This is a genomic window from Paenibacillus sinensis, assembly GCF_019904155.1.
GTDB classification, from domain to species: Bacteria; Bacillota; Bacilli; order Paenibacillales; family Paenibacillaceae; genus Paenibacillus_AQ; species Paenibacillus_AQ sinensis.
This window is the reverse complement of sequence record NZ_JAHCMB010000197.1, coordinates 1-15,598: the sequence shown is the minus strand read 5'-3', so window position 1 is coordinate 15,598 and position 15,598 is coordinate 1. Positions and strand designations below refer to the sequence as shown.

Annotated in this window: 11 protein-coding genes and 1 pseudogene; 1 reads left to right on the top strand and 11 read right to left on the bottom strand. The window is 55.6% G+C overall.

The features are described from left to right. Positions 1-150: 150 nt before the first annotated feature. Positions 151-1,152 (bottom strand): type I glyceraldehyde-3-phosphate dehydrogenase, encoded by a 1,002-nt coding sequence (gene gap, locus KIH86_RS24480; protein ID WP_223088084.1) that lies wholly within the window; start codon positions 1,150-1,152, stop codon positions 151-153. Between the two features lie 114 nt (positions 1,153-1,266). On the opposite strand from gap, the gene KIH86_RS24475 reads away from it, so the two are divergent. Further along, on the top strand, positions 1,267-2,115 hold the full coding sequence (locus tag KIH86_RS24475; RefSeq protein ID WP_223088088.1) for an AraC family transcriptional regulator: 849 nt from the start codon (positions 1,267-1,269) through the stop codon (positions 2,113-2,115). Positions 2,116-2,394: 279 nt separating this feature from the next. Here the strand turns inward: KIH86_RS24475 and KIH86_RS24470 are convergent, their stop codons facing one another. The 10 genes and pseudogenes from KIH86_RS24470 to KIH86_RS24425 form a co-directional block, all read right to left on the bottom strand. Beyond that, positions 2,395-3,291 carry an SDR family oxidoreductase gene (locus KIH86_RS24470; RefSeq protein WP_223088090.1) on the bottom strand — a complete coding sequence of 299 codons (897 nt, stop codon included), beginning with the start codon at positions 3,289-3,291 and terminating at the stop codon, positions 2,395-2,397. A gap of 213 nt (positions 3,292-3,504) precedes the next feature. After that, on the bottom strand, positions 3,505-4,464 hold the full coding sequence (locus tag KIH86_RS24465; RefSeq protein WP_223088095.1) for an AraC family transcriptional regulator: 960 nt from the start codon (positions 4,462-4,464) through the stop codon (positions 3,505-3,507). An 86-nt stretch (positions 4,465-4,550) separates the two neighbouring features. Then, on the bottom strand, positions 4,551-5,957 hold the full coding sequence (locus tag KIH86_RS24460) for an SMI1/KNR4 family protein (protein WP_223088097.1): 1,407 nt from the start codon (positions 5,955-5,957) through the stop codon (positions 4,551-4,553). 85 nt (positions 5,958-6,042) lie between these two features. Then, complete coding sequence (locus KIH86_RS24455; protein WP_223088100.1) at positions 6,043-7,260, bottom strand: VWA domain-containing protein; 1,218 nt, start codon at positions 7,258-7,260, stop codon at positions 6,043-6,045. A gap of 1 nt (position 7,261) precedes the next feature. Further along, complete coding sequence (locus KIH86_RS24450; RefSeq protein WP_235775581.1) at positions 7,262-9,538, bottom strand: DUF5682 family protein; 2,277 nt, start codon at positions 9,536-9,538, stop codon at positions 7,262-7,264. Positions 9,539-9,663: 125 nt separating this feature from the next. Next, the gene (locus tag KIH86_RS24445; RefSeq protein WP_223088106.1) at positions 9,664-10,767 is read right to left on the bottom strand and encodes an AAA family ATPase; all 1,104 of its coding nucleotides are present in this window, start codon (positions 10,765-10,767) and stop codon (positions 9,664-9,666) included. After that, positions 10,764-12,581, bottom strand: coding sequence for a HEAT repeat domain-containing protein (locus KIH86_RS24440; protein WP_223088110.1), 1,818 nt, complete (start codon positions 12,579-12,581; stop codon positions 10,764-10,766). Before KIH86_RS24440 ends, KIH86_RS24445 begins: the two co-directional genes overlap by 4 nt. Before the next feature lie 23 nt (positions 12,582-12,604). Then, the gene (locus KIH86_RS24435; RefSeq protein WP_223088113.1) at positions 12,605-14,038 is read right to left on the bottom strand and encodes an SWIM zinc finger family protein; all 1,434 of its coding nucleotides are present in this window, start codon (positions 14,036-14,038) and stop codon (positions 12,605-12,607) included. Positions 14,039-14,307: 269 nt separating this feature from the next. Next, a complete protein-coding gene (locus tag KIH86_RS24430) occupies positions 14,308-15,198 on the bottom strand; it encodes a sugar phosphate isomerase/epimerase family protein (RefSeq protein ID WP_223088115.1) in 891 nt (296 codons plus the stop codon). Between the two features lie 31 nt (positions 15,199-15,229). Next, positions 15,230-15,517: pseudogene (locus tag KIH86_RS24425) on the bottom strand (carbohydrate ABC transporter permease); the annotation flags it as partial. Positions 15,518-15,598 lie beyond the last annotated feature (81 nt).

The window sequence follows — 15,598 nt, the reverse complement described above, 5'->3', positions numbered from 1 at the left end:
AAAAAAGAGCGAGCCATCTGTACGATGACCTGCTCTTTTTCTTCATTTTTGGGCCTGTGCCTTATCTTAATGACATTGGGCATTGGCCAGCTCTTGTATTCATGTGTAGAAGCTAATTCTGATCGGCGGACGTTTATTGTATACTAAGCATCATAATTTGGCAAGATGTTTAGCGGTACGAATCATTTGACTGGTAAAAGAGTTCTCGTTATCATACCACGCAGCGATTTTAACCAGCGTATCTGTTCCGAACGGAGATACCTTCGTCTGCGTAGCGTCAAACAAACTGCCGTAAGTGATGCCGATGATATCCGATGAAACAAGCTCCTCGTCTGAGTAACCATACTGCTCGGATTTGGATTGCTCCATCTTCTTGTTGACCTGCTCCGCTGTAACGGAGCCGGTAACAACAGCGGTCAATTCGGTCAGTGAGCCTGCGACAACCGGCACCCGTTGAGATGTGCCGTCCAGCTTGCCATCCAATTCCGGGATAACAAGGCCTATTGCCTTGGCGGCTCCGGTAGAGGTTGGAATGATGTTGGCAGCCGCCGTGCGCGCACGGCGCAAGTCGCCTTTGGCATGAGGAGCATCCAGTGTATTCTGGTCGTTGGTATAAGCATGTATCGTGGTCATGAAGCCCTTTTGGATCGGCGCAAGCTCGTTCAGGTAATACACCATTGGAGCCAGGCAGTTCGTGGTACAGGACGCCGCCGAAACAATGCGATCCTCTTGGGTCAAAGTATGCTCATTGACACCGTACACAATGGTTGGCACATCTTTGCCGGCTGTGGTGGATATAAGAACCTTTCTTGCGCCAGCGTCGATATGCGCTCCTGCACCTTTTTTGGATGCGAAGAAGCCTGTACACTCCAAGACTACATCGATCTGTAATTTACCCCACGGGAGCTTGCTAGGGTCTTTCTCAGCATAGATTGGAATATCCACGCCGTTAACGGTCAAGCTGTTCTCGCTATATCCGATCTCTCCGTCATACCTCCCCTGCGATGTGTCGTATTTTAGCAAATGCGCAAGCATCTTCGGACTTGTTAGATCATTGATCGCGGCAATGCTGTATCCTTCCGTACCAAAGAGCTGCCGAAATGCAAGCCGCCCGATTCTGCCAAACCCATTAATCGCAATATTAATTCCCATAACAACCACCTATCCTTTCTTTATTCATGTTCCAATGCTATTATATCCTTCGCATTCTTGTGGTACACTGGCATAAGTGAAGCGTTTGACTATACTATCAGTCAGGTGATAAGCATGCCACAAATCGACCGACATAAGGACAGAACGGTAAATATCGAGTTTATCCCGACGGAAGACCTGGAGTCTCTTCCCTACACGGATCGGCTGACTCTGGTTTTCGTAACAAGCGGGACATTTAGCGGACAATTGAACGGACACCCCCTCCTGATCTCTGCTCCGGGCATTCTGTGTTTGTCCAATACGGATAAGCTGACGGTTACGGATAAGGATCAGGCTTTTGCCCAATCCTTCAGCTATCATCCGGATTTTCTCAATACGATACCCGTTCCGGAGACGGACGAGTATTTCCCCAGGAAGATCCGGGCAGGGCTATCCCTTTTTCAAGGCAATGATATGCGCTCCAGGGTGCCGCGTGTGACGGAGAGGGCTTTTCACCAATTAATGGAGTGGTTCTTCGTGCTGGGAACTGAGGTGTCTGCGCAAAGCGATGCGAACTGGGTGTGCCGCATCAAGAAGTATCTGTTTCAAATTCTGGGGCTGCTTGAGGACTTGAACCGGTATGGCGAACAGACCCCTGTCGATTCCGTGCTGGAATATATACACACCCGCTACCCGGATAAAATAACCCTGGAGGACCTGACGAGATGCGGGCATCTGAACCGGGTATCGCTCAACAAAAAGTTTCAGGAGAGATTCGGATGCACGGCAATCGGCTACCTGCTATCATACCGCTTGAAGGTCGCGGAGGATCTTCTGACACATACCGGGATGAGCCTGAATGAAATCGCGGTGTCTACCGGATTTGATTATGACACGTACTTCATCAAACAATTTTCAGCCAAAAAAGGGATGTCTCCGACCGTATATCGGAACACATCCCGCAAGTTTGCTACTGCCCAATGAGGTTGAACCCGTCTTAACTGAAGCCGCTATAAAAAGCGCCGGCGGAGACCGTATAGGCCTCCGCTACAGCATCTAATGTCTATCATTCATCGTGTTTATCATTAATTCTATGAATAAACAACCATATTAATAACCGAAGATAATCCGAATGCCATCAGCAATCCAGCGCTTCAAACGCCGGCTTACTGCTGCCAGTTATTGAAGAGTAATTCGCCGAAGACGCGCTGCTCCAATTCTGAACGCGTTCTGGCATGGCGTCTCTCCGTTCCAATTCCTCATCTAGCCTATAAAATACGCTTCCCGATCAAGGTCGGGAATGAGACCTGGCTGCGCAGGAAGCCATCCAAGCCGATCCCGGGTCAGCGTGCTCGATGCCGTAATATCTGCGGCAACAAAATGCGCCAGCCAACCGAAATGATCGGCGGCCTCCTCGGGCGACTTGCTGGCAACAGGTACGCCCAGACGACGGCCAATTACCGTTGCGATATCCCGGATCGGAACTCCTTCATTAGAAACCGCATGCAATAAAGTTCCCGCCGGAGCTGACTCGAGCGCCAGCCGATACAACCGTGCGGCATCAAGCCGATGCACGGCGGGCCAACGGTTGGCGCCATCGCCTATATAGGCGGAGACCCCCTTGCTGCGTGCGATTTGAATCAAGGCAGGCACGAAACCGCGATCACCGTCACCATGCACCGATAGGGGAAGCCGCAGCACCGACACACGTACATCTTGCGATGCCAGCGATAGCGCATCCTCTTCCGAAGCGATGCGATGCTTCCCGACGGTCCCCGGGTCCGGCGCATCCTCTTCCGTAGCGAGGCGGCCCTGCGCAAGATGACCCATCACGGAGGTGACAACCAATGGTCGGCCTGATCCCGCAAGAGCGGCGCCTATTGCCTTAATTGCCAGTCGGTCTTTTTCGCCTGCGGCTACGGGGTCCGTAAAATTGTGGATAAAGGCGGTGTGGATGACACCTTCTGCTGCTTCGGCCCCGCGTTTCAGGCTGTCCGGATCTTCCAGAGAGCCGTTGATTACAGCCGCTCCTGCCTCAGCAAGCTGAGCAGCAGCTTCATTCGAACGGGCAAGTCCAAGAACTTCGTGTCCCGCTTCAATCAGCTCACGCACAACGGCAGAGCCGACAAAGCCTGTCGCTCCTGTCACAAAAACACGCATCATTAAATCCTCCTCAATCAGTTGAGTATCGTCGGGGCTTGAAATCATCCATGCTGCCTATCAAGCACCGTGTACCAGCCCCTTAGCTAAACCCATTATAAAATGCGTGTCTGAATGAGGTTTGCCTGTTCCAAGTCGTTTTTTGCCCAATCCTCCGGATGTGCGGACCCGACAGGCCATTAAGGTCTCGGGCATTTGGTATTTTACTGTTGATCAATCCGGCATATGCGAGGGCTGACGCAATCGGGCAATATCTCTTTTGGGCGGGCTTCCGAAGAAGCGACTGTAGTCCCGGCTGAATTGGGAGATGCTCATGTATCCTACGAGTTGACTTGCCGTTGTAACGTCGACTGAGCCGGAGACCATCAGGCGCCTCGCTTCATGAAGTCTCAGCGCTTTTTGATACTGGAGAGGACTCAGTGAGGTAACGGTCTTAAAATGCTCGTGTAACGAAGACTCACTCATGTTGACCAGTGCGGCCAAGTCCGCCACCTTAATCTGCCGGGAGAAGTTGTCATGAATCCAGGAGATTGCTCTCACAACACGCTGCACGCCCGAATCGGCGAATCCAAGCTCAGCTGCGTGAACGCCGATTGGGCTTCGCAAGACGCGTATCATAATCTCATCTATCACAAGCGGGGCAAGCAATTCAGCATCGCCGGGATTATGAAGACACTCCACCAGTCGCCTCACCGCGTTCATCAAACTGAGATCCATGTCTGAGACGTAGCCTGTGCTGCGATTGCGAATCGGAGGCAGCCCCTGGGGATATACCTTCAAGGCCAGTTCGGAGATCCGCTGCGGATCGAGTTCCAGCCTTACACCCAGGAACGGTTCGGAAGGGCTGGCATGGGTTGCCTTCATGGATACCGGCAGCGCAACGGGAAACATAAGCATCTGCGATGCACCAAACGGATAGACCTTTTGCCCGACCGTGATCGTCTTTGCCCCCTGCGAAACGATTAACAAAGAAGGTGTATAAAAGGTTTGCACGTAATCCATATTCGTTCGGGAAAAACGGCTGAGTTGCAGACCTGACACACGCTGGCTGAAGACACCGTCATACGGCGTAACTGCTTCGATCAGGCTTGCCAGCCGGGTCGTTTCCGCTTCCAGCGTCCCTGCTGCGTTGTCGGGTGCTGCTACAGGCGGCTGTTCATTAAGTACCCTCATCGTTTCGTTAACAACTCCTGTGTTTCAAACTCGGATTTCTTGAATAGAGGGTATCATGCCCATCTCTACTCTACAAGCTCCCGCTCTTATTGTCCGTGCTGCCCGGCAACCTCTTTCAGACGAACGATTATTTCTGCCTCGGCTCCCTCCGCAAGGCGGAGCTTGCCATGATCACTCCGAATAATTCCGTGGTGGATGCGGTCTTTCAACCAGTCAGTGACAAACTCTTCTGCATAACCACCTGTGCCAAAGCCTGCTGCGAATGCAATCATCTCGCTGTATTGCTTCAAATAATCCTCAGTGGTTGGCTCCGTGTGCACACGGCTGTACAGCCAGAATTGTACATCATACATCAAGGTGGAATATTCGTCCGCATGGAGTGCGAAATACCCCTTCTTCCGCACAATCCGGGCGGCAACGCTTCGGATCAGCTGGTCCACCCGCTCCACCTCTCTGACGGCGCTGCACAGCTCAGCCAACAGTGGGGAGAACGGTTCTTCGTTTACCTTGCGGAGATCTTCCTCCAGAGTCACCTCTGCGGGAATCTCATAATCCTCGTCTGGCCGCAGACCCCGGATAAAGCTCTCGAAATCGGGCGCCAAATACGTAATCTCGTAATCCGATTCCTGGTCCACATGAATAACGGACGGCTCCCCGTTCTTGCCGCAGGCGCGGTAATCCAGCATTACAACATCATGCCCGGCGGAAGGACAATCGCAGATGACGATCCCGATATCCGGGTATCCCCACTCTTCGATCATGAAACGGCTCCCCGAGGAGCCGCCGAGCGCTTCCGATTTCTCCAGATCAATTCCCATGATTGATGTAATGGCGATATGATCTTCCGCCCAGGAGGTTGCTTCTTCTGTCCCAAAGCAGGTGTTCCGCGGAAACCCGCCATTCTGCACCTTCATCAGAGCGATGTAGGACGCCGGAAGCTTATATCCGCCCAGTTCCTTCTCCACCAAAGCGATCATCTCATCCGCGGGCGGGGCACAGACATACGATTCGAGCGCGTAGGCGCTGTCCTCCCAGAATTGGGACAAATCCATGCCGGCAAAAGGCTTCTGATTCCCGCCTGTCAGCGCTTCATGCTCTCGCTTCGCCCGATCGGCGGCGGCCCGCCGTTCCTGCCGTTCCGAGCGCTCCGCCTTCTCCCGGGCGGCTTCCAGCCACTCCTCCAGATCCTCGGACGGGTCCAGCTCACCAGCTCTGGTGAATGCTTCCACGGCTTGCTCATACTGCCGCAAGAAATAGTAGGAATACCCGATCCGGTAATGCCACACAGCGTCCTCTTTGCCGTGTTCTGCTACGATGAGCAGCAGCTCCAGCGCTTCGTCGTAGCGGCCCAGATTATTGTAAGCTCTGGCCAAATGACCGAGCAGCTCATAATCCCGCTCAGATACTGGAATCGCCATAATCGCCTTCACAATCTCGGTGAATTCATCGTCCTCATGCAGTTGATTCAAGCGCGCCAGCAAATCTTGATTCATCGTATACGCTTCTCCCCTCGTTGTGGCTCTTTGTGCACTAAGAGCGCATCTTGAATGAGATGCGCCTTGAAGCTTCGTAAGGTGGTTACACCTGTTCAACTCCCAATGTTTTGACGAGCTCCGCTAAATCCTTTCCCTTTAGGGCGCCTTCCACCAATGCGGGCAGCATGCCCGGCGTACAGGCGAAGCACGGAGTCCCATTTCTTGCGAGTTGGGTCGCAACCTGTTCGTCGTAAAAGGGCTTGCCTCCGTCCGATAGAGCCAGCAGACACAAGGTCCGCACTCCCGATTCCCGCATTTCCCGCATGCGGCGGATCAATCCGGCCTGGCTTCCGCCTTCATAGAGGTCCGAGATCAGAATAAACAGCGTCTTCTTCGGCTCCTCGATATACTGCTCACAATAAGCGACGGATTTCTGGATGTCCGTTCCACCTCCGAGCTGGATACCGAAGAGCATATCGACCGGATCATTCGCGCAGGTCTCCGTCAGATCAACCACCTGGGTATCGAACACAACCACCCTTGTATCGAGTGCGGGGATTGATGCGAAGATCGAGCCGGTCACAGACGCCCAAATAATCGAGTCCGACATGGACCCGCTCTGGTCGATGTCCAGAATCACCGTCCATTCCTTGCTCTGTCTCGCCCTGTCAAAGTAATAAAACCGCTCCGGAATCATCATGCGCCGTTCCTGGTTGTAATGCTTCAGGTTTCTTCGAATCGTCAGCTTCCAGTCGATTCCGCTAAGGGAGGGCAGCGGCGAATGACGCCGGCGGTTCAATGCACCGGTCACCGCCTGACGGATGTCGTTCTCCAGCCTGCGGACCAGATCATCCACAACCGCCTGCACCAGTATGCGGGCCGTCTCTTTGGTGCGCTCGGGGATTTTCCCTTTGAGCGACATCAGCGTGCCGACGAGCTGGATATCGGGCTTGACGGATGCGAGAAGCTCCGGCTCAAAGAGCAGCTGCTTCCAGCCTTTGCGCTCCATGGCATCATTCTGGATAATGGAGACGACCTCTTCCGGGAAAAAGCTTCTGACATCGCCAAGCCACTTGGCGATATGCGGCGCGGAAGGACCGTGACCGGCGCCGCGTGCGCTGCTACCACCTGAATCCCTCTCCGAAGCCGTGCCTTCCGGATCATAGATTGCAGCCAGCGCCCGGTCCATGATCATTTCCTCTTCACTGAGCGCAATTCCTTCTCCTCCGGTTCCTGATCCGTGAGACAGCTGGGCTTCGCTTTCCCTTCCAAGAATGAGCCTCCAACGCTTTACATCCTGATTATGGTCCCGTTCATTCATGCTAAAAGTCCTCGAAATCAAAATCATTCAGATCATCTATCATGGCTCTTTCATCCTCTCTAAGCACATCAGTCACCGCTTCGGCTGCTTGCTCCGTGTCCACTCCCCACAGCTCTCCCAGCAGCTCGGCGGCCATCGTCTTCTCCCTCGGAGAAAAAGTGCTGAACGCGCGGCGCAGAAAAACAAGCGCCCGCAGGAACTGCTCATCGTCGAGATCTGCGATATACCGGTCCAGTTCCTCCCAGAGACTAAGCCGGGACAACAAGGCATACCGGTTGCGCATCGCCAGGCCTTCGAACCAGCCCGCGCCAAGCTCGGGCGAGATGCCCGGCGAAAGGCGCCGGGATACCTCGGCTCCGGCTTCCTCAGCGCTGAGCTTGCCCCGCTCCAGCAAGATTGCGCAAGCGAGACCGGACAGCTTGGGATTCCGGTCGTCACGCATCGCCAGATTGCCCAGCGAGCGAACCCACAAATCTTCGTCCAGCGCTTCGCTATGTCGCTGGGCAACGGCATTCAGCTCACCAATAGCCGCCGCCATTCCCGTGGCGGCTTCATCGTTGCAGCCTGCTGCCTCTTCCAGGAAGAGGCAGCCTCTGAGGAAGAGCTGCTCGAGTAATGGACCCAGCGGCTCGGTGTCCACCCTGCGCAGGCTGCCATAGCTCATCACAGCCGACAGCTCGCCCGCCGCCGCGGCAATAGCGGCGACATCCCTGCTGTCCGACGACAGGCGCTGCAATGTCTGCACACCGGCCATCATCTGGGTGGTTAGCCCGCACTGGCAGGCCTCCGCAATCCGCTTGGAGGCTTCGCTAAGTGAGGCGGAAGCATCAAGCTTCCGCTGCAGGGTATAAGCGGCTGCAAGCTCCACTGTCTCACCAAGCAGTGTAGCTTCCACAAGCCGGATCTCGCTCTCGGGCGTCCACTGTAATATCCACTCTTCCTTCCAGGAAGCGGAGTCCTGCCCGCTCGGTTTCGGCTTAACGAAGCCGATATTGAGCAGGTCCAGGCGGTGCAGAAGACGCGAGCGGCGCAAATCCAGCAGAGCCGCTGCCTCCGTTGAGGCCCTTCGATTCTCGCGAAGGTCCAGTGTCAGCTCGCTGGCGACCGCACTCCGATATTTCTCGAGCTTGAGACTCCTCAGCTCACGGGCAAGGTCGTCCTGGATCGGTGTCTGGCTTACACCCTCGGCAAGCTCGCCGATCTCGGTGCCGATATCGAGCCGGGCCAATGCCTCCGCCACGGGAGCCAGTTCCCCGTGGCCAAGCAGCGTGCGGGCGGCGTCGCGCAAATCCCGCAGCACCGGCAGGCTTCCATCATGAAGGTAGGCCAGCGCCTCTGCCAGCCTTACAGCCTCAATCACTTCGGCCGTTGAGCGGTGAGTGCCGGCTGCACGCATATGCTGAGCCGCCGCTGACAGGTATGAATGTGGCAGGCTGGAGATTTTTCCCAACGCCATCGCCTCCCACATCATGCCGAAATAATGCGGCGCTTCATTCCCTGCTCCATAGCCCGACAAGCTCGAAAGCCGGTAGTAGGAGTAAGGCATTAAGGTCAGCTTCGAGCTGCTTGCCGGAAGCCTGTCATATTCTTCATCCTTCATGGCTATTGATGGATCAGTTAATGCTGAGGCATGATAAGCGCCGCACACAACTACGATTCGATCAGGCAGGTGTCCATCCTGAATCGCCTGTTGAATGCAGCGGGCCATATAGGCTTCCCGCACGGCGTTGACCGCGTGCTCGCCGGTGCGCTTACGACGCTCGCTCCCCTCCGTCAGCTCCCGCATGCCGGAGGAGAAAGCAAGAATCGCCCTGCGGTAAGCATCCGGATTGAGATTATGCTCAAAATGGCGCTCCCAATAGGTCTCATAATCCGGCTCTCCGTGAAGCCGTGCATATCGCTCATACAGCGACGAATCGGTACGATCGGAATCGTCGCTTTCATCAGTGGCGGGAGAATCTGGATCATGGTCCACCGGCTCCCCGGCTTCATTCTCCTCTGTCCCGCCAGTTTCCTGCTGCCGCAGCGCCAGCATGACCCTGGAGGGCAAATCGATAAATCGCGCCTCAGCTCCGCTGTGGCTGGCCCATAACATGGCCTGGTATTCCGGTGAGTAGACGGCAAGCGGCCACACGTCCGTCCTGACCGGCAGCTCTTCGGTATAAGCCAGAATCGCTACGGGCGGGCGTGTTGCCTTGTTCACCAGATGATGAATCTCTGAAGTGGCGTCTGACGGCCCTTCGATCAGCACAGCCGTTGGCTTCACCGCGTCCAGCATATCCAGCAGATGACGGGCTCCGCCGGGCGACAGATGTCTCACCCCGAAGATATGGGGCCCGGTCCCCTGGCTATCCTCGCTGCCCGAATGCACCAGGAGAGGGGTTGCCTCTTCTGTCCCGGCGCTCATCCGTTGATCTCCCGGCAGGCCTGATACAGCCCGCGCCATTCGCTTCCCCGCTTCTTCATAATCTGGTCGAGATATTCCTTCCACACCAGCGCATCCTTGGCGTCATCTTTGACGATTGCACCTTGCAGGCCAGCAGCCAGGTCCTCATCGCTCAGCTCCCCGTTCCCGAAGCTGGCTGCGAGCGCCATGCTGTTCGTCAGCAGTGAAATGGCCTCAGCCGTAGAAATGACGCCTGCCGGCGATTTTACCTTCTCCTTGCGGTCCAAAGTCATCCCGCTGCGCAATTCGCGGAATACGGTAACGACCTTGCGGAATGCCTCGTCTGCAGGAAGCGCAGCCTGCAGATCGTAGGAAGAAGCGATTTCAGCGACCCTTTTCCGGACGATTTCAACCTCCGTCTCCAAATCCGCCGGCGATGGCAGCACCACAATGTTAAATCTACGCTTGAGCGCCGCCGACATTTCATTGACCCCTTTATCGCGTGTATTGGCTGTGGCGATCATGGAGAAGCCTTTTTGGGCTCCCGTCTCCGCCCCCAGCTCCGGAACGACGATCGTCTTCTCCGACAGGATCGAGATGAGGGCATCCTGCACCTCCGACGCGCAGCGGGAAATCTCCTCAAAACGGGCGATCCGGCCGCTGTCCATCGCCCGCATGATCGGACTGCGCACCAGTGCCTCCGGTGTAGGTCCGCTGGCAAGCAGCATGGCATAGTTCCAGGAATAGCGGACCTGTTCCTCCGTTGTTCCTGCCGTGCCCTGTACGACCAATCCGGAATCACCGCATACGGCCGCCGACAGATTCTCCGACAGCCAGGACTTGGCGGTTCCCGGCTCGCCGATCAGAAGCAGCGCCCGGTCGGTGACGAGGGTAGCGATGGCCATTTCCACAAGACGCTGATTGCCGATGTATTTGGGCGTTATCTTTTTTTTCCCAGCCTTCCCCCCTGTAATATAAGTCAGCACAGCCCGGGGAGACAGGCTCCAACCGGATGGTATGCGGCCATCGTCATGCTTCTGAAGCTCTTCCAGTTCCTCCGCATACAAGCCTTCTGCCGGCTGCCGCAGCAGACCGGAAGTTACAGTGGAATCGATACTCATCGGCTCATCTCCTTCAGCACATTTTCGATTTGTCTAGCGCTCTCGTAACGGTACATTCCGGTCAGCGCCAGCAGGCGTTCGCTATACTCCCGTGGCAGTTTCAGCATTTGCTGAACCAGGTATGGCTCCAGCATATACGTTCTGGAATTGGGCTTATACTCCAGCACATGCAGCAGCATTTCATGGCGAAGGGAATCCGGGCTCCCCAACCGCTCCAGGCCCCTGATCAGGTCGGCTGCGTCATTTTTCTGCAAATCCGGCTTCTCTTTCAATTTGCCTTTGATATATTTTTCCGCCCGGGCGTGACCTGGCCTTGCGAATGCGCAGACCAGCTTCAGAGCATCCCGGTCGATCAGCCAATCCAGCCAGCGCTCATCCCATTTCACCGCGATCACGTCAGACGAAAGCATTACCGCTCGCCGGTACGTTTCGTCCCACGGCATTTCAAAAAACTCAAATTGAGCGCTTAGAATCAGCGGCTCCAGCGTCCGGATTATGGCATTTTCCCTCTGCTTTTTTTTGGCGCCAAATGCGAGTTTCAGCTTGTCCACCAGCGTTCCGCCGTAACGGTTGAACACTTCACGGGGCGTTAACCGCATGGCAGCAGCCCGGAACGCATAGGGCAGCAGGCTTGGCTCCGCTTCCTCCAACTGAAACAGCCTCTCAAGCGCCTCGGGACGCTCCGATTGTTCCAGATAGTCGGCGGCATGCTCGATCAATCTCGCCCAGCCGACAGCGTTATATTGATCGCTGCGGGAAGCAATTTGTTCGTAAGCAGCGTCCAGATCGGATGAATGCGCAGCTCCCAGTGCTCTGCGGAGTGCCTCGATGCGTCCCAGACTTGCTGTTCTCTGTTTATCGTCTGCCGGCCATCCGCTATCCTCCGCCTGCTGCAGCTCCGTCCGAAGCAGCGCCGCCAGGCGCTTATCGAGGGATTCGGAAGGATGCTTGCGGGCTGCTTCGGCCGCATGCTCACGGTCCTTGCTGCTGAAGGCCGTGTACAGCTTCTCCAGACCCTCTGGTGTTGCATTTTGGGCTAGAGCCATGTAAGCAGCCTGACGGATGCCCTTCTTGCTATCGCCACTGTACCCAATCAGTTCAGGCGTATATTCCGCATACCGCCCTAGCGACTCGATGGCGGCAATCCGGACCTCTTCGCTGCCCCCTTCGGCGGCTTCGGCCAACAGGGTCTTGTCTTCTTCCCTTCCGATTGCGGCAAGGGCAAGAAGCCGCCGGGCTTGCGGTCTGCCTCCGGTGGGATCGAACCCATCTGCAAGTATAGGAACCGCTTCTGCTCCATACGAAGGAATAATCTCCTTCATGGCGAATTCGGCAAGCTCCACATACGAGTCGCCCAGAGCCTGCACTGCGAGGGGCAGCAGGCGCAAGTCAGAGAAGCTCCCTTGTTTGAAAGCCGAAGTGACGGTTTCATAGCGGCCTGCGCCGGTGGAGGTCAGGGCTCCGCGCAGCTCCGACAGCTGGCGGAACGTTAGCGTAGTCGTCAGATTCGTGCCCTTCTCAGGCAGCGACTCTGCTTCGCCGGAAATCTCTATTGAGCCCTGTGTCGCCAGCACCGAGGTCAGCAGCAGGCCTAGATCCAGCAGACGCGAGGCGCTTGTCTCGGGCGGGTTACCCAATTGAGTCAGCCCTTCGACTCCTTCGGCCAGTCTCTTGAATATTGGCGCGCGTTCTCCGAGTGCCTGCAATTTGGGGTGCAGACGTTTCAGGCGGAAATCATCCGCCGCGAGATCGCTGCCGGCTATATACAGGCGGTCAAGCTCCAGACGCAGTTCATTCAATACAGCGGTGCTCATTATGTCCACCTCTCGTCATCTTTTTAATACAGCAATCGAATCACTTCATCCCGTCCGATGACAGTCAGCGGCTGAACGGCCAGCCGGCCTTCACCTGGGAGATGCCGGAACCTTGCGAGCAATGCGATGTCCCGGAGACGCTCGGGACGTATGTAATTCAGCAATTCCACCGTGTCCGGTCCGCTACCGGGAATATCGCTCAGCGGCAGCATATGTCCTTCTTCGTCACGGATCACATAACCGCCGTCCTCTGTAACCAGCGTTTCAGCGACATGCAGCAGCATGACCGGCATTCGGTCGGCCAGTGGATTCTTCAGTTGATTGCGTATGGTCTTCACGGCATCCGTATATGAACGTCGGGCACAGCGGGCGACTGCCGCCCAGTCATCGTCATTTGGTTGGCGGGGCTGCCATTCGTCATAGCGTACGCGCCGGTTCAGCCCGCCCGGATACAGATACAGCTCTCGCGTCTGCACCACATCGATGAAACTATCTTCCTCGCGAATATGACGGGCCGCTTTATAGGGCCGATATTGAAGAGTACGGTGAATATCGCCCGTGTCCAGCTGCAGCCAGTAGCCCAGATCAACGTATTCCTGTCGCGCCTGGTCATCATAGCCGCTAAAGGCAAGCTGCAGCAGCTCTGCCCTCTCTGAGGTCAAATTATGCCCCTTTAATTCGGCGAGCTGCCAGGAATGACCGAGCAATTCCTCCAGTTCGGATTCGGGGTCCGGATCAGCCGAGCCGCTGTCCAGTCTCGCCTCCAGATGGCTGCGTCCCTTGCGAATCAAGGCATGCAGCATCGTCAGCTGTTCCAGGGAGTTGGCGTAGCTTCCACCTGACTCCTCCTGCATCAGCAGGATCAGCTTCCGCAGCTCATTCTGCGGCCCCGGGAGATAATAATTGCCGAGCTCTTTGGCTTGGGCGGTTAGATTCTTCAGAGTCTTGTCCGTAACTGTGCCAATTCCGGCACGGACAAGCTCAAGCAGGAGCTTCTCCAGCAGTTCCAACCCCTGGAGTTGCGCCTTGATCTTTTTAGCGAGTGCAGCTTTGTTGGTCTTCTTCGGCTTATCTGCCGCCGGCGAGGCTTCCTGCTGCTGCCTTTTCTCTTCCCGTTTCTCGGCCTTTTCACGTTTGGCGGACAGATCCTCGGGAATCTGCGCTACAGTAAATGTCTTGCCCTGCTGCATCGCATACAACAAGCCCAGCGCATGCTTGCACGGAAACTGGCGGCTGGGACAGGAGCACCGGAACACCGGCTTGTCCGGCTGGGCAAAATCAGCCGATGCCAAATAGCCGGAGCTGCCGCTGCCTTGACATTCGCCAAACAGCAGATCGCCGGCTTCGGAGAGGTGGAGCGAGGTGAATTTGTTCTTCTGAACCAGTCCGAGGGCATTTTTGATGGCGGCGCTGTTAGGGGCAAGGGAATCCGCATAAGTAGCTGTAATTTCAATCAAGTTAACGCCTCCTGTTGATCTTTAGCTTAATTGGAAGAATCATCTTATCTCAAAGTCTATCATCCTTGTTAAAAGTCTTCAATTTTTTAAAAATATAAGAATAAATAAGCTCGGGGCGTAATGGGTTGCCTGGAAGTTCTGGAGCAAGCTCTAAAATGGCGGGATAATAAAAATGGCAGCCAGGGACATGAGAGAAGCGCCCAGGACTGCCGCAAGTGAATAGTCTATCATCTTCGAATTCTGTGTAACAGTTTATTTTCTCAGGATTGCTACCGGGAGATTCCACTGCCGCTGATTGCCGGATGTACCGGATCAACTGCCGGATACTGACGCCGCAGACTGGCCAGCCTGGCTGCCGAGCCTTCCAAATCTTCCGCTTTCCGCAGTTCCAGCACCCATTTCCCGGAGTACCCGGAGGCTGCAAGACAGGCAATCATCGCTTCAAGCGGAACCGTGCCTCCTCCGAGTCCCAAGTGTTCATCCGCCTCGCCTCTGTTGTCACTGAGATGCAGCGCCACTATACGGGGCATGGCCTGCTGCAGCTTGAGCAGACATTGGCCGTTGCCCGTCATATGGGCATGACCGGCATCGAACACGATGCCGAGCCTGGAAGAGCCAACTTCCTGGATGATGTCGTGCAGGAATGCCGGCTCCACTCCGAGCAGACCGGGATATGGCGGGACATTCTCGAGGGCGATCATCGTGCGGGAGCTTGCGGTCTGATCCAAAATTCGGGCAAGAAATCCGGCGATCCGCTTCACGGCATCATCGCTTTCCTGTGCAAACCGGTTATCGATCTGCGCGTCGCAGCTGTCCAATGATCCCGGATGCAGAACAACATAAGAGCAGCCGAGAATGTCTGCCAGCCGCAGCGCATCCAGCAGCACCGCTTCCGAAAGCGCCGCCTCAAGCTCACTTATAGCCGCAGGATTGCACTCATTGATCGGCGCATGCAGACTCCAGCTAATTCCGTAGCGCTCGCCGGAACGCTTCAGCTCCTCCACCCTGTCATCGGACCAGTCCAACACTTCTCCATGCCTTCCCTCACACATGATCTCAATCCGCCGCCAGCCTTCGGCCACCAGCTTCCCAACCGCCTCTTCCAGCGTGTTGTCGATGTATGCATAAGTCGAAACGGAGCAGTCCCGATCTCCCGTCATTTAGAGTCCCTCCCTCAATAAAATGTCTGTTTCACTTAATACCCGAATGGATGAAGCTGTCGATAAACTGTCGCTGGAACAGCAGAAAGATAACCATCAGCGGCGCGATGACCAGCAGTGTGGCCGCGCTGACTTCGGTCCACTGCACCCCGACCTCGAATGACTGAGCGAAGATCGACAAGCCAACAGTCAGCGGACGGTTCTCTACCGAATTGGTGACAATCAGCGGCCAGAGAAAATTATTCCACTGGTAACTGATCGAGACGAGCGCAAATGCCACATATGTAGGGCGCGAGAGTGGAAAATAAACCCTCCACAGCGCCAATGTCATTAAGTTTAGCTCAAAGACAAGAACGACAATAGAAATTGGAACCAAAACGGCATGGGAATGAGTCCTGTG

Coding starts and splice junctions, on each gene's coding strand:
- KIH86_RS24450 (WP_235775581.1), bottom strand. CDS start 9,538: ATGCTGGACGCGGTGAAGCCAACGGCTGTGCTGATCGAAGGGCCGTCA.
- KIH86_RS24455 (WP_223088100.1), bottom strand. CDS start 7,260: ATGAATGAACGGGACCATAATCAGGATGTAAAGCGTTGGAGGCTCATT.
- KIH86_RS24470 (WP_223088090.1), bottom strand. CDS start 3,291: ATGCGTGTTTTTGTGACAGGAGCGACAGGCTTTGTCGGCTCTGCCGTT.
- KIH86_RS24460 (WP_223088097.1), bottom strand. CDS start 5,957: ATGAATCAAGATTTGCTGGCGCGCTTGAATCAACTGCATGAGGACGAT.
- KIH86_RS24445 (WP_223088106.1), bottom strand. CDS start 10,767: ATGAGTATCGATTCCACTGTAACTTCCGGTCTGCTGCGGCAGCCGGCA.
- KIH86_RS24440 (WP_223088110.1), bottom strand. CDS start 12,581: ATGAGCACCGCTGTATTGAATGAACTGCGTCTGGAGCTTGACCGCCTG.
- KIH86_RS24430 (WP_223088115.1), bottom strand. CDS start 15,198: ATGACGGGAGATCGGGACTGCTCCGTTTCGACTTATGCATACATCGAC.
- gap (WP_223088084.1), bottom strand. CDS start 1,152: ATGGGAATTAATATTGCGATTAATGGGTTTGGCAGAATCGGGCGGCTT.
- KIH86_RS24465 (WP_223088095.1), bottom strand. CDS start 4,464: ATGAGGGTACTTAATGAACAGCCGCCTGTAGCAGCACCCGACAACGCA.
- KIH86_RS24475 (WP_223088088.1), top strand. CDS start 1,267: ATGCCACAAATCGACCGACATAAGGACAGAACGGTAAATATCGAGTTT.